At 64.5% G+C, this 19,059-nt stretch carries 20 protein-coding genes and 1 tRNA gene; 6 read left to right on the top strand and 15 right to left on the bottom strand.

All coding sequences use genetic code 11. From position 1 onward, the window contains the following. Positions 1–2 precede the first annotated feature (2 nt). The 5 genes from QM672_RS15740 to QM672_RS15720 all read right to left on the bottom strand — a co-directional run bounded on the left by QM672_RS15740 (position 3) and on the right by QM672_RS15720 (position 5,211). On the bottom strand, positions 3–1,391 hold the full coding sequence (locus tag QM672_RS15740; protein ID WP_367625681.1) for a multicopper oxidase family protein: 1,389 nt from the start codon (positions 1,389–1,391) through the stop codon (positions 3–5). Positions 1,392–1,408: 17 nt separating this feature from the next. Next, entirely contained in the window at positions 1,409–2,815 is a 1,407-nt protein-coding gene (locus tag QM672_RS15735) for a TolC family protein (RefSeq protein WP_415083668.1), read from the bottom strand. Positions 2,816–2,862: 47 nt separating this feature from the next. After that, entirely contained in the window at positions 2,863–3,081 is a 219-nt protein-coding gene (locus QM672_RS15730; protein WP_367625683.1) for a hypothetical protein, read from the bottom strand. A gap of 173 nt (positions 3,082–3,254) precedes the next feature. Beyond that, on the bottom strand, positions 3,255–3,662 hold the full coding sequence (locus tag QM672_RS15725; RefSeq protein ID WP_415083666.1) for a hypothetical protein: 408 nt from the start codon (positions 3,660–3,662) through the stop codon (positions 3,255–3,257). 115 nt (positions 3,663–3,777) lie between these two features. Further along, on the bottom strand, positions 3,778–5,211 hold the full coding sequence (locus tag QM672_RS15720) for an MFS transporter (protein WP_415083664.1): 1,434 nt from the start codon (positions 5,209–5,211) through the stop codon (positions 3,778–3,780). A gap of 122 nt (positions 5,212–5,333) precedes the next feature. Here QM672_RS15720 and soxR point away from each other — a divergent pair, with 122 nt between their 5' ends. Beyond that, complete coding sequence (soxR, locus tag QM672_RS15715; RefSeq protein WP_394309790.1) at positions 5,334–5,777, top strand: redox-sensitive transcriptional activator SoxR; 444 nt, start codon at positions 5,334–5,336, stop codon at positions 5,775–5,777. Between the two features lie 6 nt (positions 5,778–5,783). Here soxR and QM672_RS15710 read toward each other — a convergent pair whose 3' ends face one another. Then, the gene (locus QM672_RS15710) at positions 5,784–6,200 is read right to left on the bottom strand and encodes a VOC family protein (protein ID WP_367625686.1); all 417 of its coding nucleotides are present in this window, start codon (positions 6,198–6,200) and stop codon (positions 5,784–5,786) included. 200 nt (positions 6,201–6,400) lie between these two features. On the opposite strand from QM672_RS15710, the gene QM672_RS15705 reads away from it, so the two are divergent. Further along, positions 6,401–6,868, top strand: a complete 468-nt coding sequence (locus QM672_RS15705; RefSeq protein WP_415083661.1) for a GNAT family N-acetyltransferase — start codon at positions 6,401–6,403, stop codon at positions 6,866–6,868. A 4-nt stretch (positions 6,869–6,872) separates the two neighbouring features. Here QM672_RS15705 and QM672_RS15700 read toward each other — a convergent pair whose 3' ends face one another. The 4 genes from QM672_RS15700 to QM672_RS15685 form a co-directional block, all read right to left on the bottom strand. Next, positions 6,873–7,544 carry an amino acid ABC transporter permease gene (locus QM672_RS15700; RefSeq protein WP_415083659.1) on the bottom strand — a complete coding sequence of 224 codons (672 nt, stop codon included), beginning with the start codon at positions 7,542–7,544 and terminating at the stop codon, positions 6,873–6,875. A gap of 20 nt (positions 7,545–7,564) precedes the next feature. Then, complete coding sequence (locus QM672_RS15695) at positions 7,565–8,374, bottom strand: transporter substrate-binding domain-containing protein (RefSeq protein WP_415083657.1); 810 nt, start codon at positions 8,372–8,374, stop codon at positions 7,565–7,567. 112 nt (positions 8,375–8,486) lie between these two features. Then, positions 8,487–8,819 (bottom strand): GYD domain-containing protein, encoded by a 333-nt coding sequence (locus QM672_RS15690; RefSeq protein ID WP_311933066.1) that lies wholly within the window; start codon positions 8,817–8,819, stop codon positions 8,487–8,489. Beyond that, on the bottom strand, positions 8,819–9,493 hold the full coding sequence (locus tag QM672_RS15685; RefSeq protein ID WP_415083655.1) for a cysteine hydrolase family protein: 675 nt from the start codon (positions 9,491–9,493) through the stop codon (positions 8,819–8,821). Before QM672_RS15685 ends, QM672_RS15690 begins: the two co-directional genes overlap by 1 nt. Positions 9,494–9,603: 110 nt before the next feature. Between QM672_RS15685 and QM672_RS15680 the strand changes: the two genes are divergently transcribed. Further along, positions 9,604–10,494, top strand: coding sequence for a LysR family transcriptional regulator (locus QM672_RS15680; protein WP_246683724.1), 891 nt, complete (start codon positions 9,604–9,606; stop codon positions 10,492–10,494). Positions 10,495–10,506: 12 nt separating this feature from the next. On the opposite strand, the gene QM672_RS15675 is transcribed toward QM672_RS15680, so the two are convergent. The 4 genes from QM672_RS15675 to QM672_RS15660 form a co-directional block, all read right to left on the bottom strand. Further along, a complete protein-coding gene (locus tag QM672_RS15675) occupies positions 10,507–11,265 on the bottom strand; it encodes a YbaY family lipoprotein (RefSeq protein WP_415083653.1) in 759 nt (252 codons plus the stop codon). Between the two features lie 117 nt (positions 11,266–11,382). Further along, entirely contained in the window at positions 11,383–13,005 is a 1,623-nt protein-coding gene (locus QM672_RS15670; RefSeq protein WP_311933060.1) for an ABC-F family ATP-binding cassette domain-containing protein, read from the bottom strand. Positions 13,006–13,175: 170 nt separating this feature from the next. Beyond that, a tRNA-Arg gene (locus tag QM672_RS15665) sits at positions 13,176–13,252 on the bottom strand. A gap of 85 nt (positions 13,253–13,337) precedes the next feature. Continuing rightward, positions 13,338–13,781, bottom strand: a complete 444-nt coding sequence (locus QM672_RS15660; protein ID WP_311933059.1) for an HlyU family transcriptional regulator — start codon at positions 13,779–13,781, stop codon at positions 13,338–13,340. A gap of 51 nt (positions 13,782–13,832) precedes the next feature. On the opposite strand from QM672_RS15660, the gene QM672_RS15655 reads away from it, so the two are divergent. The 3 genes from QM672_RS15655 to QM672_RS15645 all read left to right on the top strand — a co-directional run bounded on the left by QM672_RS15655 (position 13,833) and on the right by QM672_RS15645 (position 18,774). Beyond that, positions 13,833–14,075, top strand: a complete 243-nt coding sequence (locus QM672_RS15655) for a hypothetical protein (RefSeq protein ID WP_311933057.1) — start codon at positions 13,833–13,835, stop codon at positions 14,073–14,075. 363 nt (positions 14,076–14,438) lie between these two features. Beyond that, positions 14,439–15,590: an efflux RND transporter periplasmic adaptor subunit gene (locus tag QM672_RS15650; RefSeq protein ID WP_394309776.1), complete on the top strand. Its 1,152-nt coding sequence runs from the start codon at positions 14,439–14,441 to the stop codon at positions 15,588–15,590. Between the two features lie 10 nt (positions 15,591–15,600). After that, the gene (locus tag QM672_RS15645) at positions 15,601–18,774 is read left to right on the top strand and encodes an efflux RND transporter permease subunit (protein WP_415083649.1); all 3,174 of its coding nucleotides are present in this window, start codon (positions 15,601–15,603) and stop codon (positions 18,772–18,774) included. A 163-nt stretch (positions 18,775–18,937) separates the two neighbouring features. Here the strand turns inward: QM672_RS15645 and QM672_RS15640 are convergent. Then, positions 18,938–19,059: sigma factor-like helix-turn-helix DNA-binding protein (locus QM672_RS15640; RefSeq protein WP_415083782.1), on the bottom strand; the 122-nt coding region annotated here is incomplete at its 5' end.

Here is a 19,059-nt window from a genome sequence, read left to right as displayed (position 1 = left end):
GGTCAGTGCTGATCGTGGGTCGAACGCCGGCCGGGCTTGACCACCCGGACGTCGGCCGTGCTGCTGCGGCTCGCGGGAATGGAGGGGGCGTGGAAGGCGTTCTTCGACGCGCCGGTCCATTCATAGGAGACCGTGCCCTCCGGGTGCTTGAACCAGCCCGGATCCTTGTAGTCTCCGGAGGCCAGGCCCTGGCGGACCTTGACCACCGAGAACATGCCGCCCATCTCCACCGCGCCGAACTGGGCGAAGCCCGTCATCATCGGCAGGGTGTTGTCGGGCAACGGCATTTCCATCTCGCCCATGTCGGCCATGCCGGCGGATCCCATCGGCATGTAGTCGGGCACGAGCTTGCGGATCTTGGCCGCGACGCCCTTCTTGTCGACGCCGATATAGTTGCGGACGTCGTGGCCCATGGCATTCATGGTGTGGTGCGACTTGTGGCAATGGATGGCCCAGTCGCCCTCGGCATCGGCGGTGAAGTCGAAGGCGCGCATCTGCCCGACGGCGCAGTCGATGGTCACCTCCGGCCAGGCCGCCGCTTCCGGCACCCAGCCGCCATCCGTGCAGGAGACCTTGAAGTCATAGCCATGCATGTGGATGGGGTGGTTGGTCATGGTGAGGTTGCCGAAGCGCACCCTGACCTTGTCGCCCTTGCCGCAGACCAGCGGGTCGATGCCCGGAAAGGCCCGGCTGTTCCAGGTCCACAGATTGAAGTCCGTCATCTCCGCCACCTTGGGCACATAGGACCCCGGCTCGATGTCGTAGGCGTTGATGAGGAAGACGAAGTCGCGGTCGACGCGGCGGAAGGCCGGGTCGCGCGGGTGCACGACGAAGAAGCCCATCATGCCCATCGCCATCTGCACCATCTCGTCGGCATGCGGGTGGTACATGAAGGTGCCGCTCTTGCGCAGCTGGAACTCGTAGACGAAGGTCTTGCCGGGCTTGATGTGCGGCTGGGTCAGGCCGCCGACGCCATCCATGCCATTGGGCAGCAACTGGCCGTGCCAATGGATGGTGGTGTGCTCGGGCAGCTTGTTGGTGACGAAGATGCGCACCTTGTCGCCCTCGACCGCCTCGATGGTCGGGCCGGGGGACTGGCCGTTATAGCCCCACAGATGGGCGACCATGCCGGGGGCGATCTCGCGCACCACCGGCTCGGCGACGAGATGGAATTCCTTCCAGTCGCCATTCATGCGCCAGGGCAGCGTCCAGCCATTGAGGGTGACGACCGGGTTGTAGTCGACACCGCTGGTCGGCACGAGCGGGGGCTGCATGCCGGCCTCCTTCATGCTGGGCGCTTCGGGGATGGCGGCCGCCTGAGCACGGCCGGAGATGGCGCCAGCGCTGATCAAGGCTGCGGCGCCGAGGAGGGAACGGCGGGATACTGTCATGATGTCATCTCCCGTGATCAATGCGCTGCGCCGGCGGCAGGTGCGGCGGCCATGGCGGTTTCCCCGCCCGACGACGGGGCCGAGCCGCCGCCAACGAGGGCAGCCTGGAAATCCACGCCGGCGATGAGGAAGTCGCGTTGTGCGCCGATGGCGGCGACGCTGACGTCGAGGCTCTCGCGCGTGGTTGTAAGCAGGTCGAAGACGTCGATCAGCATGCCGCTATATTCGAGCACGGCCTGCTCATTGATTGTCTTGCGCAGCGGCAGGATGCGGGCGCGGTACTGGCGCCAGATGTCGTGCCGGCCGCGATAGGTGAGATAGGCCGCGCGCGTTTCCGAGCGCACGGTGACGGCCTTTTCCACCAGGCGGTTCACCGCCTGCATGTAGGTCTCGCGTGCACGCCGCACGCCGGTCTCGCCGAGATCGAACAGCGGGATCTGCACTTCGAGCTCGAAGCCGCGGGGATAGTCGCGCTTCTTCACGCCGTCCTCGCTGGCGCGGGTGTAATTGGCCAGGCCCGTGAGGTCGAGGAGGGAGACATAGCGGCTCGCTTGCGTCAGGCCGAGCTCGGCGGCCATGGCGTCGAGGTCGAGCCGGGCGGCGATCAGGTCGACACGCTTGCGGATGGCCTGCGCCTCGATCTCTGTCGAAGGCGGCAGCTTCCCAGGTGTATTCGGCAGGGTGCTGGGCAGTTTGGTGTCGGTCTCGTTGCCCCACAGGCCGAGCTGGCGAATCAGGGCTTCGCGCTCGGTGCCGGCCTGGAGCCTTGCCTCGGCGAGGCGGTTGGCGACTTCGGCATAGAAGGAGGCCGAGCGCGCCTGGTCGAGCTTGGTGGCGGCGCCGGTCTCGCCGAGCTTGCGCGAGAGATCACCGGCGGCCTCGGCCGAGAGCCGCGCCTTCTGCAAGAGGCCGACGGTCTGTCGGGCCGCGACCGCGCGATAGTAGGTCCGCCGCGTATCGGCGGCGAGGCGGAAGGTCGCCTCGATGGCCCGGTAGCGCGCCGCCTCGAACTGGGTCCTGGCGATGTCGCGGCGAGCGGGCAGGGTGAGCAAGGCCAGAAGGTTTGCCACCAGGCGGCGTTCGATGTCGAGTTCGCCGCCGGCTACCACGCGTTCGAGCTGGAAGGTCGGGCTCGGCGGCAGGCTCGCCGCGACATAGGCGGCCTCGGAGATTCCGAGCGTGTTGTACTCGGCCTGCAGACCACGATTGTTGAGAAGGGCGATCTGCACTGCGCTGTCGGCGGTCAGCGGCTTGGCGAGCAGGACAGCGACACGGGCCTTGGCCTGGGCTGCCTCGGCCGGCGAGGTGATCTTGACCGTGTCCTTGCCGAGTTCCGCAGCGACTCTCCCCTTGACGGGTGCCATGCCGCCGTCGGGCGTGAAGCTGGCACAGCCTGCCAGAGTGAAGGCGAGAGAAGTCAGCATCGCCAGCCTCTTCGGCCGCGCGATGGAGTGGGATGGAAACCGGGACATCATGGCTCCTTCCGTCGGGGAGCGACGCTGTCGTTCCGCTCCACCCAGGGTTTGGGATCGACTGGGCGGAAATCCACGGTCCCCGCGGTGACGGGCGTGTATCGCAGGCGCGGGACCGGTGAGGCGGGATTGGCGGGATCAGGGCCGACGGCGAGCCTGGGCGGCGGCGCACAAGCAGACAGGACGACGGCGAGAACCGTCGGGACGGCGATTTTCATGGAATTTCTCGGACAGCGGCGTCCGGGCTGCCGTCAAGGCAGCGGCCGGCACGCCGGTTCTGGGGACAAGGCGGAATGCAGGGCGTCAGGCGCCGTGCATCGCGACCGGTCGGCCGAGCCCGCGCAGATTCCGGCAATGCAGGGGCATCGACCGGAGGATGGAACGGGCGGAATCAGCCGACGGACGCTTCGGCTTGTCTCGGCGGTCTGTCGAGCAGCGACAGCATCGACATCGGCGAGTCCTGTTCCCTGATGGAGCGCTTGATGGCGATGGTAAAGGTGCGCGCATTCAGGAGGGGAGCATCGGTCTCCACCGCAACGTGGCAGGCGAAGGCGCAGCAGGTAGAGGCTGCTTCTCCGGCACTATTTTCATTGCCGCATGGCGCCGGCGGATGACAGGACATTCCTTCCACGGCGGCTTCATCGCCATGATGCGGCGTCTCGGCCTCCTTGCCGGCGGCATGGTGGCTCATGGCCTGGTCGCCGGCCATGCGCGTGCTCGCCATCGCCCAGCCCACCGTCGTCACTGCGAAAAGCAATGCGAGCACTAGGCACAGGAACGGGCGAAGCGGGCGAATCATGGGACCTTTGTATGAAGGTTCCCATGTGGGAAGGACAAGTTACCATTTGGGCGAATGATCGCGCAGATTGGCGCTGCGGGGCCGCAAGTAGTCGGCAGCCGTAGCAAAGATGGTCTTACGCAGGGCATTCTTGCACCTTTTCCGCTTCCCTGAACAAATGCGGCGCCAGTTTCAGTGCCGCAAAGACCCCCGGCAGGGCGATCAGAATGGCCAACGCGAACACGGCCAGCATGGCTTCCTGCAATTGCGGACCCGTGGTGGCGGAACCTGCGCCATTGGCGTTGGCCACGAAGCCGAGCACCGCGGCCCCGATGGCATAGGCGGCCGATTGCAGGGTGGGCAGCAGGGCCGAGGTGCGGTTGCGTTCCTCCGCCGGTGAGGCCTCCATCAGCCCCTGGCTGAGATAGCCCCAGCTCGCGCCGAAGCCCGCCCCGATCAGGACCTGGCCGCCGACGAGCAGTGCGATGTCGGCGCGCCAGAGCGCGACGATGATGGCGATGAGGCCCAGCACCAGGAACAGCGGGCCCAGACAGATCAGCCGGCGGCGGATCTGCTGCGAGCCTACGCTCGCCACCGCGATGGCGACCAGGCTCCAGAACACGGCCATTACCGCGTTGAGCGCGCCCGCCAGCGTGGCGCCGTAGCCCCAGAGATGCTGGATCAGGTAGACGAGATAGACCGAGGCCGCCGAATGGGCCATCGGCATCAGGAAGACGATCCACAGGCCGAGGCCGATGGGCTTGTCGAGCCGAAAGGCGTCCTTGGGGAAGAGCCGCGCCGGCGAACGCCGGTCGCTGTAGACGGCACCGACATAGAAAAGTGCGGCCAGCACCAGCAGCAGCATGGCGGTGCCGGTGCCGCCGGCCACGTCCGCGATCATCACCGCGGCCATGCCAGCCCCGATCGCACCGAGCTGGACGAGGGGAAGCGCTGCCGCCTCCTGTCGGGCTCCATGCGGCACTACTTTGAGGACCAGGACGATGAAGATCAGCGACAGCGGTACATTGACCAGGAAGGCGGCCCGCCAGGACACGGTCTCGCTGATGATGCCGGCGATGGCCGGGCCGCCGAAGGCCGCCGCTGCCCAGACCATCGCCTCGGCGCCGAACACCCTGGGTACCAGGCGCGAGGGAAAGATTTCCGGGATCAGGGCATAGCAGACCGCGGCGATCAGGCCTTCGCCGAAGCCCTGCAGGGCGCGTCCCACCAGCAGCACGGCCATGGCGGGAGCAAAGCCCGCAAGCAGGGTGCCGGCCGTGAACAGCAGAGCTGCCCCGATCAGTGCCGCCCGTGCGCCATGGCGACCCTTGGCCAGCGCCGCAATCGAGCCGCCGAGAATGGCAAAGATCAGATAGAGGCTGACAGACCAGGCGATCAGCGAGGCACCGCCAAGCTCGTCGATCGCCGAGGGTAGGGCGGTCGAGACCAGGAAGCTGTTGAAGGCGAACAGGGCAACGCCAAGGCAGAGCGTGGCTGTCGCGCCGGCATAACGGCCGACCGCGATCTCGCGCCAATGGGCTTGGGTTCCCGTCCCGACCTGCGTGTCCATCCTCGGCTCCAACTCGCAACATCCATCTCGAACAAGGTCCGATGTCACTTCGGCATCGCGACTTCGTCTGGCCTACAACCTCTACTTAAGTTAAGGTCAAGCGGTTTTTTGGGAGACGATCCATGGCTGAACTGAGCGTCGGCGACCTTGCTCATCGCAGCGGCGTGTCGGTGACGGCGCTGCATTTCTACGAGCGCAAGGGGCTGATCCGCAGCCGGCGCAGCCAGGGCAATCAGCGGCGTTACGACCGGGCTGTGCTGCGCCGCGTCGCCCTGATCAAGGTGGCGCAGGAGCTCGGCTTCTCGCTGGCGGAGATCCGGGCGCGCCTCGCCGAGCTTCCCGACAATCGTCCGCCCTCACGCAGCGATTGGGAAAGGCTCGCCACGCACTGGGCCGACGAGCTCGACCACCGCATCGCCCTGATGCAGAACCTGCGCAACGAGCTGACCGGCTGCATCGGCTGCGGCTGCCTGTCGATGGAGCGCTGCACCCTGCTCAACACCGACGACCGGCTCGCCGATGCGGGCAGCGGGCCGATCCGGCTGATGCAGGAGGCTGGAGAATGATGCGGCTCAGGCGGGAGCCTCGAACGGCAGGTTGATCTGCCAGGAGACGCCGAAACGGTCGGCGACCCAGCCGAACCGGCGGCTGAATCCATAGTCGTCGAGAGCCATGAAGACGGTGCCGTCCTGGGACAGGGCCGCGAAGAGGCGATCGAGGTCCTCATTCGTTTCGCAGTCGATGAAGAACGAAAAGGACGGCGTGAAGGTGAAATTGTGCTGCACGGGGCTGTCGATGCACATTACGCTCTGGCCGGCGATGCTGAAGCGTGCCTTCTTGATCGAGCCCGGCAGCCCCATCTCGCCGGCGCCATAACGCTCGACGTCGAGGATCTCGCCGTCGGGAAACAGGGAAACATAGAGGTTCATGGCGGCATCCGCCTGGCCTTGTCCCTGGAACATCAGGAAAGGCTGGACCGTCAGTTTCATCGGCATTTCCTCCAGAAAGGGCGGTCGTCATCCCAGCGCCTGTTCGGCATCGGCCGGCACTTCCTTCCACGATGACGTGGCGAGAATGTGGGCCGGTTACCTCTCCGCGCTTCGGGCGTGGGAGCCGCAGAGAATCGGGGTAAGGCAGCGTGAAGCGCAAGAGCTCGCATCGGGCAGGCGTGCAATCGGGACGGATGGCAATGGATGTCGTTGTGATCAGGCAGGGCGGCGAGGCGGACAAGCCGGCGTTGAAGGCAATCCTCAGGGATACATTCGACAGCACCTGGCGGCCCAACATCACGCCGGCTGCCGTCGAGCGCTATCTGACCTCCGGTGTCGCCGACCGCTTCATCGACGAGCATGGGCTGGAGTGCCTGGTTGCCGAGATCGACGGCGAGGTGGTGGGCTTCATACGCTGGGAAGGCGATTTCATCGATGCGCTGCATGTTCATTCCCGTCACGCCCGTAAGGGACTCGGACAGCGGCTGATGGATGGAGCGGAGGTCGCGATTGCGGCGGCCGGCTTTGCACAGGTGCGCCTCGAAACCGATACCTTCAACCAGGCAGGCCAGGCCTTCTACCGCTCGCGCGGCTATCGCGAGGCCGGGCGCTATCCCGACGAGGAATGGCAGAGCGGGCTGACCACCATTCTCTTCGTCAAGCCTTGAGGCTTCACTGCAGGCGGCGCGCGATGATCGATTGCGCCAGCATGAACAGCGAGACGATGGCGAGGTAATAGATCAAGGCGGCGCAATACCATTCGACGAAGCGGAAGGAGGCGGCGATAGCATCGTTCACCACCGCCATGATCTCGCGCAGCGAAATGACATAGGCGAGCGAGGTCACCTTCAGGAGGTTGATGAACTCGTTGACCAAAGCGGGCAGCGAGACACGCAGGGCTTGCGGCAGGATCACCAGGCGGAAGGCTTGCAGCCGCGTGAGGCCGAGAGCCGTCGCCGCTTCGCCCTGTCCCGCACCGATCGAGCGCAGAGCTCCCTTCATGATCTCCGCCATATAGGCGGCAGTGACCAGAGTGAAGGAGATTGCGGCCGCCACGAAGGGCGTGAACCAGCCGGCCTTGAGCAGAAAGGGCATCAACTGCGGCGAGCCGTTCCACACCAGGAGCAGCACCAGGATGAGCGGGGCGGCGCGGAACACCCAGACATAGAATTGCGCCGAGCCATTGCGTATCGCCTTGCGTGAATTCAGGCACAGCGCCAGCGGCAGGCAGACGAAGAACGAGACGGCGAAGACGATGACGGACAGGACCAGGGCGATGGCCGCGCCCTGCAGCATGGCCGGGTTGGTCAGTGCCGTCAGGAGGAGGGCCGGATCGAAGGACATGTCGACGCTGCCGCTTCCGGCTACTTGTCGTAGTCGACGTCGAAGACAGCAGACTTGAGGCCGTATTTCTGGGCGAGAGCGGTGAAGAAGCCGTCATCGCGCAGCTTCCTCAGGGCGTCGCGCACCACTGCCTGGTCGCCGTCCTTGCGACGCATATAGATGCCGTAGGTGAAGTCGGACTGCCAAGTATAGGCGATTTGGAGCGTGTCCCTGGCGTCGGCGACCCGGAACGCGCCCTCGGCCTCCTCGGTCAGCGTCGCATCGACCCGACCCACCATCACCTGCTGGTAGGCGGCCTGCTGGGTCGGGTAATTGTGGATAGTGACTGGGGCCTTGCCGGCGGCTTCGAGCGTCTTGTTGAGGGGATCCAGGCGCTCTTCCTTGTAATAGGTGCCAGCCTCCAGCGCGACATTGAGGCCGCTGAGATCGTCCGGCTTGCCGATGGCACCGTTTCCGGCCTTGGTCACCAGCACGGTGGCCGATTTCATGTAACGCACGCCGTCATAGGTCTTGCGGCGCTCGTCATTGACATAGATGCCGCTGATGATCAGGCCGCAGCGTCCCGAGCCGAGCGTCGGCAGGAGGCCCGAAAAGTCGGTGACGGTGTAGGTCGTGCTGGCGCCCCAGGCCTTGGCCAATGCCTCGGCGATCTCGACGTCGATGCCGACAGGCGTCAGGTCACCGGGCGAGCGCTTGTAGGTCAAGGGTGGAAACGCTGCGGTAGTGCAAATATTGAGCGATCCGTCCGAGACGAAGCTCGGCTGCTCTGCGAGTGCCGCAGTACTGGCGAGCGTCGCCAGCGCGACCATGGTCACGAATTTTGCTGTCATGACTGGTTCCCCTGGAGCAAAGGCGTGTTCATGGCTGAACGCCGGCACGCTCCGACTCATGTTTCGACGTGTCTTTGTGATTCTTGGCGGCTCCGTCACGCCGCAAAGCGCTTCAGGTTCCCAGGGTGTCCGTTGCCTGGATGCGTCCGATGATCCCGCCATAGGCTTGTGTGTCGAAGGCCGGGAGAATGAGCGGATCGACATGCCCGTCGCGACGCGCGGTGAGCACATATTGCATCATCGCCTCAACGCTCGGCATCTCGAAGACCTGGACGAAGTCGTAGGCGCCGAGCACGGCGTAGAAGGCGATGGAACGGCCGCCGAGCGCGGCGACACGCTCCTCGCTGAGCTGCCGCCGCCCGGCGCTGTCGGCAAGCTCGGCCAGCCCCTTGGCTGTCAGGCGCATCAGGGAAATGTAGCGCTGGGGTGCGCCGCGATCCGGCATCACGCGCCGGCCCTCGGCAGCTTGGCGAGGCCGGCCAGCACCGCGGCCGAATTCGTCAGGGCGCCGAAGATGCCGTTCTCCACCGTCACCATGTGCAGCGCCGCCTCATGGGCGCGCTGGTCGCCGCTGGCGCAGGCATCGGCGATGGTCAGGCACTGGAAGTTGCGGTCGCAGGCCTCGCGCAAGGTGGTGTGGACGCACACATCGGTGGTGCAGCCCGAAAAGAGCAGATGGGTGATGCCCTGGGCCCGCAGCACGTGCTCGAAATCAGTATAGGTGAAGGCGCCGTTGCAAGTCTTGTCGACGATGATGTCCTCGGGGCGCACCTCGATGTCGGAGACGATCTCGAAGCCCGGGCCCGAGCGCAGCAGAACCTGCGTGCCGTCGAGGCCGGCGCGGCTGCGACGCCATTTTTCGTAAGGGGTCATGTCCGCCATGTCACCGCGATAGCCCTGGCGGGTGTGGATGATGCGGATGCCGGCGGCGCGGGCGGCGTCGATCAACTGGTTGACCGTCGGCAGGATGGCCCGAAGCGGGCTGGGATCATAACCCTGCCTGGCGAAATAGCCGGTCGGCGAAAGGAAGTCCTCCTGCAGGTCGATGACAACAAGCGCCGTGCTGCGCGGATCGAGCCGGCCATCATAGGGATAATCGAATGGTGTTGCCTTGATCATCGGGGTGCTCCCTTTCGCCTTCCTGGATAGCACCCGAAATCGTTCTCAAAAAACGATTTGTTTTAACCAAAATTGTTCTATTAAATTCATCAATTATCCTGCGAGGCACCGTGGCCCGGCCCCTGGTCTATCTGCAATATCTTCCGGCCTTCGAGGCGACGGCCCGGCTGGCCAGCCTTCGCCGGGCGGCGGAGGAGCTCAATCTCAGCCCGAGCGCGGTCTCGCTGCAACTCAAGAAGCTCGGCGAAGCGACGGGGATCGTCCTGTTCGAAAGGGCAGGGCGCAACATTGCGCTGACGCCGGCTGGCCGCGATTTTGCCCAGGCAGTCGCCGTCAGCCTTGGCCAGCTCGATGCGGCGGCGCGCGACTGCCGCAGCCGGGGCGCAGCAACCCCACAGCAGAGCCTGGCACTGTCCCTGCCGACTGCGCTCGGGGTCGCCTGGCTGAGTGCGGTGGCGGTGGAGTTTGCGGAAAACCGCAACATCGCCAACCTGGCCATCAACGAGGCGATAACCGCCGCCGAGGTGGATTGGCAGGCCAGCGATGTCGCCATCGTTTATGATAATCCACCTTTTCCAGGACGGTATTGGCGCCTGCTCAGCGAGGTGCGGCTGCGGACAGTATGCGCCCCGACCCTGTTTCCGAGGCTTGACCTGCAGCACCGCGAGCGCAAGCTCAACGGTATCACGCTGCTGCACGAGGATCGCGGCGAGGAATGGGCGCGTTGGGGAGTGGCGGCGCGGGTCAATCTGCAAGGCAGCGCCAGCGTGCGCGTGGCTTCGGTGGCGCAGGCGGTTGCCTCCGCCGTGCAGGGGCAGGGGCTGGCGCTGGTCTCGGACGTGCTCACGCGCAATTTGCTGCGCGAGGGCCGGTTGATCCAGCCCTTCGCCACCTCGATCAACGCCGCGGCGGCCTACTATATCCTCTGCCCCGTCGACCGGGCGGAGGAGCCGCTCCTGCAGGCGCTGATGGAGCGGCTTGTCGAGCGCGTCGGGTCGTAAGAGCCGGGGCGGCTACATGCGGGAGAGCAGGAGGATCCGGCGGCCCCTGGCATCGAGGAGCAGCAGCTTGTTGCGGGCGGCATCGATGCGCCAGCTGCGGGCGGCCTGCAGGGCTTTGAGAAACTTGCCTTCCTGGTCCATGATGGCGGGAGGGCAGGCCATCTGGGTGCTGACGATCTGCCCGAAGCGGATGCGCGAGCCCTTGATCACGGCACTACCGCCCATGCCGTTGCAGCCGCCGCGGCCGGAGACTTTGCCGTCGGCGGCGATTTCGAGCACGCTTTGGGCGTTGTCGACCACGCCGCGGCCATTGATGTCCTCGGCCAGCCAACGTCCGCTCGGACCGGTCGGGCCGGCTTCGGCCTCCTGCCCCACACGATCGACCTGGATGTCACCATTCACCGGCTCGCCCGCGGTGACGGCATGGTGGGTGGTGTTGAGAAACCAGAGCCGGCCATTGACGCTGATGCGCGCCTCCATGGCATAGCGGCCCGACGGTTTGAGCACCCTGTCGTCATAGCGCAGGCGATAGGGAATGGGCACCTGCCTGCCGGATCGAAACGATGTCCGCGCCAGCGTTCGGGCCGGGGCATCTGCCAGGGAGACGTCGACGAGCTTGACTTCGACCACAGCCGTAGGAGGCAAGGCGATGCGCTCGCGATAGCTGACCGTACCGGCGAGGGTGCGCTGCCTTGCGAACGCCTCGCTTGCGGGAAGCATCAGGCCGACCAGGGCGCAGGCTATAGCGAGAGGCCGCCAGCGATTGATCATCGGGTATCACTCCTTCAAAGGCGAGGGGCACAGCACAGGCCAGACCACGGATTTCTCTGGCCAGCCTACCAGCTTGACGCGCCGTTCACACCCTTGGCGGGAATGGGAAGACCCGGCTTAGCTATGAAGCCCCGGTGCCTCATGCCCGGTGCGGGCGACATATTCGGTGTAGCCGCCGCCATATTGATGGATGCCCTCTGGCGTCAGTTCCAGCACGCGGTTGGAGAGCGCTGCGAGGAAGCGCCGGTCATGCGAGACGAACAGCATCGAGCCCTCATATTGCGACAGGGCCGCGATGAGCATCTCCTTGGTGGCCAGATCGAGATGGTTGGTGGGCTCGTCCAGCACCAGGAAGTTCGGCGGATCATAGAGCATCTTGGCCATCACCAGCCGGGCCTTTTCACCACCTGACAGGAAGCGGCATTTCTTCTCGATGTCATCGCCCGAAAAGCCGAAGCAGCCGGCGAGAGTCCGCAGCGAGCCCTGGCCCGCCTGGGGAAAAGCATCCTCCAGTGTCTCGTAGATGCTGCGATCGCCGTCGAGCAGGTCCATGGCATGCTGGGCGAAATAGCCCATCTTGACGCTGCCGCCCTGGACGACCGTGCCCTTGTCGGGGTCGGCAGTGCCGGCGACGAGCTTGAGCAGGGTCGACTTGCCGGCGCCGTTGATGCCCATCACGCACCAGCGCTCCTTGCGGCGGACCTGGAAGGTGAGGCCCTCATAGATGCTGCGATCGCCATAAGCCTTGTGGACTTCCTTCAGGCTGACCACGTCGTCGCCCGAGCGGGGCGCGGGCTGGAACTCGAAGGCGATGCTCTGGCGGCGACGCGGCGGCTCGATCTTGTCGATCTTCTCCAGCTTCTTCACCCGGCTCTGCACCTGCGCTGCATGGGAGGCGCGGGCCTTGAAGCGCTCGATGAACTTGATTTCCTTGGCCAGCATGGCCTGCTGGCGTTCGAACTGGGCCTGCTGCTGCTTTTCGTTGAGGGCGCGCTGCTGCTCGTAGAATTCGTAGTCGCCCGAATAGCTGGTCAGCGTGCCGCCGTCGATTTCCACCACCTTGGAGACGATGCGGTTCATGAACTCGCGATCATGCGAGGTCATCAGGAGGGCGCCTTCATAACCCTTGAGGAACTCTTCCAGCCAGATCAGGCTCTCGATGTCGAGATGGTTGCTCGGCTCGTCGAGCAGCATCGCGTCGGGGCGCATCAACAGGATGCGGGCCAGCGCCACACGCATCTTCCAGCCGCCGGAGAGAGCCCCGACATCGCCGTCCATCATGGCTTCGCTAAAGCTGAGACCGGCCAGCACCTCGCGGGCACGCCCTTCGAGCGCATAGCCGCCCAGTTCCTCGAAGCGCCCTTGCACCTCGCCATAGCGCTCGATGATCGCGTCCATGTTGTCGGCCTGGTCCGGATCGGCCATCGCGGCTTCGAGTTCCTTCAACTCGGCCGCGACTTCGCTGACCGGCCCTGCGCCGTTCATCACCTCGGCGACCGCGCTGTGGCCGGCCATCTCACCGACATCCTGGTCGAAATAGCCGATGGTCACGCCGCGATCGACCGAGACGCGGCCTTCATCGGTCTCCTCCTCACCGGTGATCATGCGAAACAGCGTGGACTTGCCGGCGCCGTTGGGGCCGACGAGCCCGACCTTCTCGCCCTTCTGCAGGGTGGCCGAAGCCTCGATGAAGAGAATCTGGTTGCCGTTCTGCTTGGAGATGTTTTCGAGGCGGATCATGATGCGGTGCGGTCAATGAATAGGGAACCGCGCTCTTACGCGATGCCGGGATTTTGAGGAAGCCTCCAATGTCCGGAGAAGGAAGGACAGATCAGTCATTCCTCGCAGGCATGGAACGGCACTTAAGCTCATGCCCACAAATAACTGACAATGTGAAGGAAAGAAGAGAATGGCGCGCCCGAAAGGATTCGAACCTCTGACCCTCAGATTCGTAGTCTGATGCTCTATCCAGCTGAGCTACGGGCGCGCTGGGAAGCGACCGGCGCTTCCATGGGCGGTCTGATAACCAAGCGAAGCGGGGGATGCAAGCCCCCCTCGCGCTTTTTTTCACATTATCGAAATAAACCCTCGCCCTGCTCGTCGATCAGCTGCTTGCCCTTGGTCAGGGAAAACTGCACGGCATCGTCCAAACTGGCGAAACGATCGGCCCGAATGAACTTGTGGCTCTTGAGTTCGCCACCGATCTCTTTTTCCACATAGCCGCAGGTCTGGTACTGGCCTCCCTCCTTGTAGGGGGCCGGACGCACGGTGAATCCGTTGTATTCCTCGCCGTCGCCCTTGGGGGCGGGCTCACCATCCGATTCGCGTTTGCCTCCGAACAGAGAGGAGAGGGATTTAAGGAAGGAGGCCACGGCAAAGTCCCAGTCTGATTGATCAAGGCCCGCACGATAGCCGCATTGACGCCTGTCGCCAATGGGCGCATGTTCCGCCCGGTTGTGGGAGGACGAGCTTTCGCGCAGGGGCTGCGGGGATTTGCTCCAGCCGGCGTGCTTCACTAGAATTTGCCGGCCGCTACGAGATGCGGCAGCGATTCCTGGGACACAGACATGAACAAGCTCATTCTCGCCAGCATGATCGTGATGGGTGGGTTCTATGCTGGGACAGGTACGGGACAGGCGGCCTCCCGCCCTCAAGGCGAGCGCTACGCCGACAATGCCAGGCTCGAATGCATCCTGCCCTGGTACCGCTTCTTTGGTGCCTGCGACGAAGCAATCCAGGATCCGCCCGATGGCAAGAACGGGCATGCCTGGGAGTATCGCAGCCACCGACATCGCGGCTGGCGTCGCTAAAGCCTTACGCCGTAAACAGGATTCCGGTTCTCAGCGAGGACGGCCCGCCGGTGGGAATCCTCGAAGCTGGCCTCGATGCCAAGCCCGGGGGCGCCTCTTCGGAGCACGGGGGCGCATTTTTTTCCGCATCGCTCTTCATCCAGTGGCCTTGAAATTGCCGCGGGAAGACCAAAATCTAGGAACCCCACAAGACGGCGGGGAGCCGCGGGGATTTCATTTTCAGTTTTGCCGGACAAGGGAGCCGGCATCGGGATTGTCGACGGACCCGGCAGACGGGCGCGTCGGTATGCCTGGTGCCGATTTTCGCTAACTTATTGATTTTTCACCAGGGTCCATAAAGGGGCAGCGATGCGTGAAGGTAAGATGATACTAGATAGTTTGCATGGCCGCGATGCCCTCATCGGCACCCTGCTGGCCTTGGGACTCTCGACGGCGGCGATCGCCCAGAATGCACCGCCACCCCCGGTTTCCGTCGCCAAGCCGGTGGTGAAGGACGTCGTCGAATATGACGATTTCATCGGCCGCTTCGAAGCGGTAGACCGCGTGGACGTCCGGGCTCGGGTCTCGGGCTATGTCGACAAGATCCATTTCATCGACGGTGCCATCGTCAAGGCGGGAGATCCGCTCTTCACCATCGACCAGCGCCCCTATCAGGCCGCCCTCGAGGAGGCGCAGGCTGGCGTCGAGGCAGCCAAGGCGCGGGTGGATTTCGCCGCGGGCGACGTCAGCCGGGCCGAGAATCTGCGTAAGTCCGGCAACATCACCGGCCAGATCTACGACGAGCGTACCCAGACCCTTGCGACGGCCAAGGCCGACCTCAACCGGGCGCAGGCAACCTTGAACCGCGCCAAGCTCGACCTGCAATTCACCGAGATCAAGGCACCGATCGGTGGCCGCATGTCTCGCCGGCTGGTCTCGCTCGGCAATCTCGTCAACGCAAACGAGACCGTTCTCACCAATGTGGTGTCGATGGATCCGATCAATTTCTATTTCGACGTCGACGAGCGCTCCTATCTCGCCTACCAGAAGCTCTCGACCGGGTCGTTGCGCGTCTCCAGCGACGGCAATCTCAACGAGGTCCTGGTCGCCACCTCCAACGAGCGCGAGCCCATCCACAAGGGCCATATGGACTTCACTGACAACCGCCTGGACGCCGCCAGCGGCACCATGCGGGCCCGCGCCGTGTTCGAGAACAAGGACCTGGCTCTGGTGCCCGGCCTGTTCGGCCGCATCCGCATTCTCGGTTCCGACAAATACAAGGGCGTGCTGGTGCCCGAGGACGCGCTCGGTTCCGACCAGGATCGGCGTGTCGTCTATGTCGTCGGTGCCGACAACACGATTGCGCTGAAGCCGGTGCGTGTCGGCTCGCGCGTGGACGGCTACCGCGTGATCCGCGAAGGGCTGAAGGGTGACGAGACCATCGTCGTCAATGGGCTGATGCGGGTGAGACCGGGTATCAAGGTCGATCCCAAGCTGACGACCTTGCCGGCGACCGCCGTCGCAGCCGCCAACTGAGAGAGCGGTCATGCGGTTTGCCCATTTCTTCGTCGACCGGCCGATCTTTGCTTCGGTTTTGGCGGTCGTGATCACCCTTGTCGGCGCCATCGCCTTTCTCGGTCTGCCGGTTGCGCAATATCCCGAGATCGCACCACCCACCATCGTGGTGCGCGCCAGCTATCCCGGCGCCAATGCCCAGACCGTTGCTGCCACGGTGGCGACGCCTTTGGAGCAGCAGATCAACGGCGTGGAGAACATGCTCTACATGTCCTCCTATGCCTCCAACGATGGCTCGATGTCGCTGACCATCACCTTCAAGCTCGGTACGGATCTCGATACCGCGCAGGTGCTGGTGCAGAACCGGGTGGCCATCGCGACGCCCCGTTTGCCCGACGATGTCAGGCGCCTCGGCGTCACCACGCTGAAGTCCTCGCCCGACCTGATGATGGTCATCCACATGTTCTCGCCGGATGATCGCTATGATCAGCTCTACGTCTCCAACTACGCCCGCAACAATGTACGCGACGACCTCCTGCGTCTCGATGGCGTCGGCGATCTCACCATCTTCGGCGAGCGCCAGTACAGCCTGCGCGTCTGGCTCGATCCGGACAAGCTGGCCAGCTATGGCCTGACCTCGTCCGACGTGGTCAAGGCGATCCAGGCCCAGAACGTCCAGGTTTCCAGCGGCGCCATCGGCCAGGAGCCGACCAGTTCGGGCGGGGCCTTCCAGGTTACCATCAACACGCAGGGGCGCTTCCAGGACGTCGCCCAGTTCCGGCGCGTGATCGTGCGCTCGACCCCGGACGGACAACTCGTCCGGGTCCAGGACGTGGCGCGCGTCGAACTCGGCGCCCAGGATTACGTCACCAATTCCTATCTCAATGGCAAGCCGGCGGTAGCGTTGGCGATCTTCCAGCGCCCGAACACCAATGCGCTGCAGGCCGCCGACGAAATCATCAAGAAGATGGAGGAGCTCAAGCAGTCGTTCCCGCCCGGCATCGCCTATTCGATCGTCTACAATCCCACCCAGTTCATCGCGGAATCGGTCAATGCCGTCTACCACACCCTCGGCGAGGCCGTGGTGCTGGTGGTGGTGGTGATCATCATCTTCCTGCAGAGCTGGCGCACGGCGCTCATCCCGGTGATCGCCATTCCGATCTCGCTGATCGGCACCTGTGCGATCATGGCCATCTTCGGCTTTTCGCTCAATACGCTGACCCTGTTCGGCATGGTGCTGGCGATCGGTATCGTGGTCGACGACGCCATCGTGGTGGTGGAGAATGTCGAGCGCAACATCAGCCTGGGCATGTCGCCGCGCGATGCGGCGCATGAAACCATGGACGAGGTCGGCACGGCGGTGATCGCCATCGCCCTGGTGCTGGGCGCGGTCTTCATTCCCACCGCCTTCATTCCTGGGATATCGGGCCAGTTCTATCGGCAGTTCGCGCTGACGATCGCGGTCTCGACTTTCCTTTCCGCCTTTGTCTCGCTCACACTGTCGCCGGCGCTTGCCGCGATCCTGCTCAAGCCGCACAGCCATGAGCCGCCGCGCAATCCCCTGACGAGGCTCGGCAAGAGCTTGGCCGGTGGCTTCAACCGCGGCTTCGACGGCCTGTCCAATGGCTATGCCTCCAGCGTCAATCGTGTCGTCAGGCGCAAGCTCGTCATGTGGCCGATCTATGCGGGGCTGCTGGCCGGTACGGTCTGGGCGGTGCAGAAGGTGCCGCAAGGCTTCATCCCGACGCTCGACCAGGGCTATGCCATCGTGGTGGTGCAGCTGCCGGACGGTGCCGCGCTTTCGCGCACCGATGTCGTCACCCGGCGGGTCTCGGAAATCGCGCGGGCAACGCCCGGTGCGCAGGATGCCGTCGCCTTTGCCGGCTTCTCTGGCGCGACCTTCACCAATGCCACCAATTCGGCTGCGATCTTCGTGCCGTTCAAGCCTTTCGAAGAGCGTCTCAAGGAAGGGCTGACGGCCGACAAGATCATCAAGGACCTGTTCGGCCGCATGCAGGTGATCGAGGAGGCCTTCATCATCGCCATCCCGCCGCCCCCGGTGCGTGGTATCGGCAATGCCGGCGGCTTCAAGCTGCAGGTGCAGGAGCGGTTGGGCTCGGACATCCAGCGCATCCTTGCTTCGACCTATGAGATGATGGGCAAGGCGCGCCAGAATCCGAAGCTGTCGGGCGTGTTCACCACCTTCTCGGCCAACTCGCCGCAGCTCTTCCTCAATATCGACCGGCAGAAGGCCGAGATCCTGAACGTGCCGATCACCAACATCTTCGACACGCTGCAGCAGAATCTCGGCACGGCCTATGTCAATGACTTCAATGCGTTCGGGCGCGTCTACCAGGTGCAGGCGCAGGCCGACCAGCGCTTCCGCAACGATCCCGAACAGATCGGGGGCCTGCGCGTACGCTCGGCGTCGGGGGCCCTGGTGCCGCTCGGCACGCTGGTGGAGGTGAAGGAGGTCTCCGGCCCGCAGTTGATCCAGCGCTACAACATGTACCCGTCCGTGCCACTACAGGGCAATGCCGGCCCGGGCGTCTCCACGGCCCAGGCCCTGGACGAGATGGAGGCCCTGGCCAAGGCAACCTTGCCGCAGGGCACCAGCTTCCAATGGACGGACCTGGCCTTCCAGGAGCGGGCGACCGGCAATACCGCGATCTTCATCTTCGCCCTGTCGGTGCTGTTCGTCTTCCTGGTGCTGGCCGCCCAGTATGAAAGCTGGTCGCTGCCGCTCGCCATCATCCTGATCGTGCCGATGGCCGTGCTCTCGGCGCTGCTCGGCGTGATGGCGCGGGGCATGGACAACAACATCCTCACCCAGATCGGCCTGATCGTGCTGGTGGGCCTGGCCGCCAAGAACGCCATCCTGATCGTGGAGTTCGCGCGCGAGGCCGAGGCGCGGGATGGCAAGAGCCCGATCGAAGCGGTGGTGGAGGCCTGCCGCCTGCGCCTGCGCCCGATCCTGATGACGGCCTTCGCCTTCATCCTGGGCGTGGTGCCGCTGCTGATCGCTACAGGCCCCGGCGCCGAAATGCGCCAGGCTCTCGGCACCGCCGTGTTCTTCGGCATGCTGGGCGTCACCTTCTTCGGCCTGTTCCTGACGCCGGTGTTCTACGTCACCATGCGCCTGATCGCGCCCGGCAGGAAGAAGAAGGAGGTCAAGCCGGCGGAGGTTGCACCGGCTGCGGAGTAGCGCCTCTTCGGAGCGCGGACTTCCAGTCCGCTCTTGGAAGCAACATCCTACGAAAAAGGGCGCGACCGGTGAGGTTCGCGCCCTTTCTTGTTGTGCTCTCTGCTTCCAAGAGCGGATATCGCGACATGCTTGCATGTCGCTGAGAAGTCCGCGCTCCGAGGAATCAGTTGTCGAGGAAGCTCCTCAGCTTGCGCGAGCGGCTCGGATGCTTGAGCTTGCGCAGGGCCTTGGCCTCGATCTGGCGGATACGTTCGCGCGTCACCGAGAACTGCTGGCCGACTTCCT

The organism is Labrys sp. (in: a-proteobacteria) (assembly GCF_047605565.1).
In the GTDB taxonomy this organism is placed as follows: domain Bacteria; phylum Pseudomonadota; class Alphaproteobacteria; order Rhizobiales; family Labraceae; genus Labrys; species Labrys neptuniae.
Note: the sequence above shows the minus strand (reverse complement) of the source record. Positions and strands in the feature narration are given on the sequence as shown.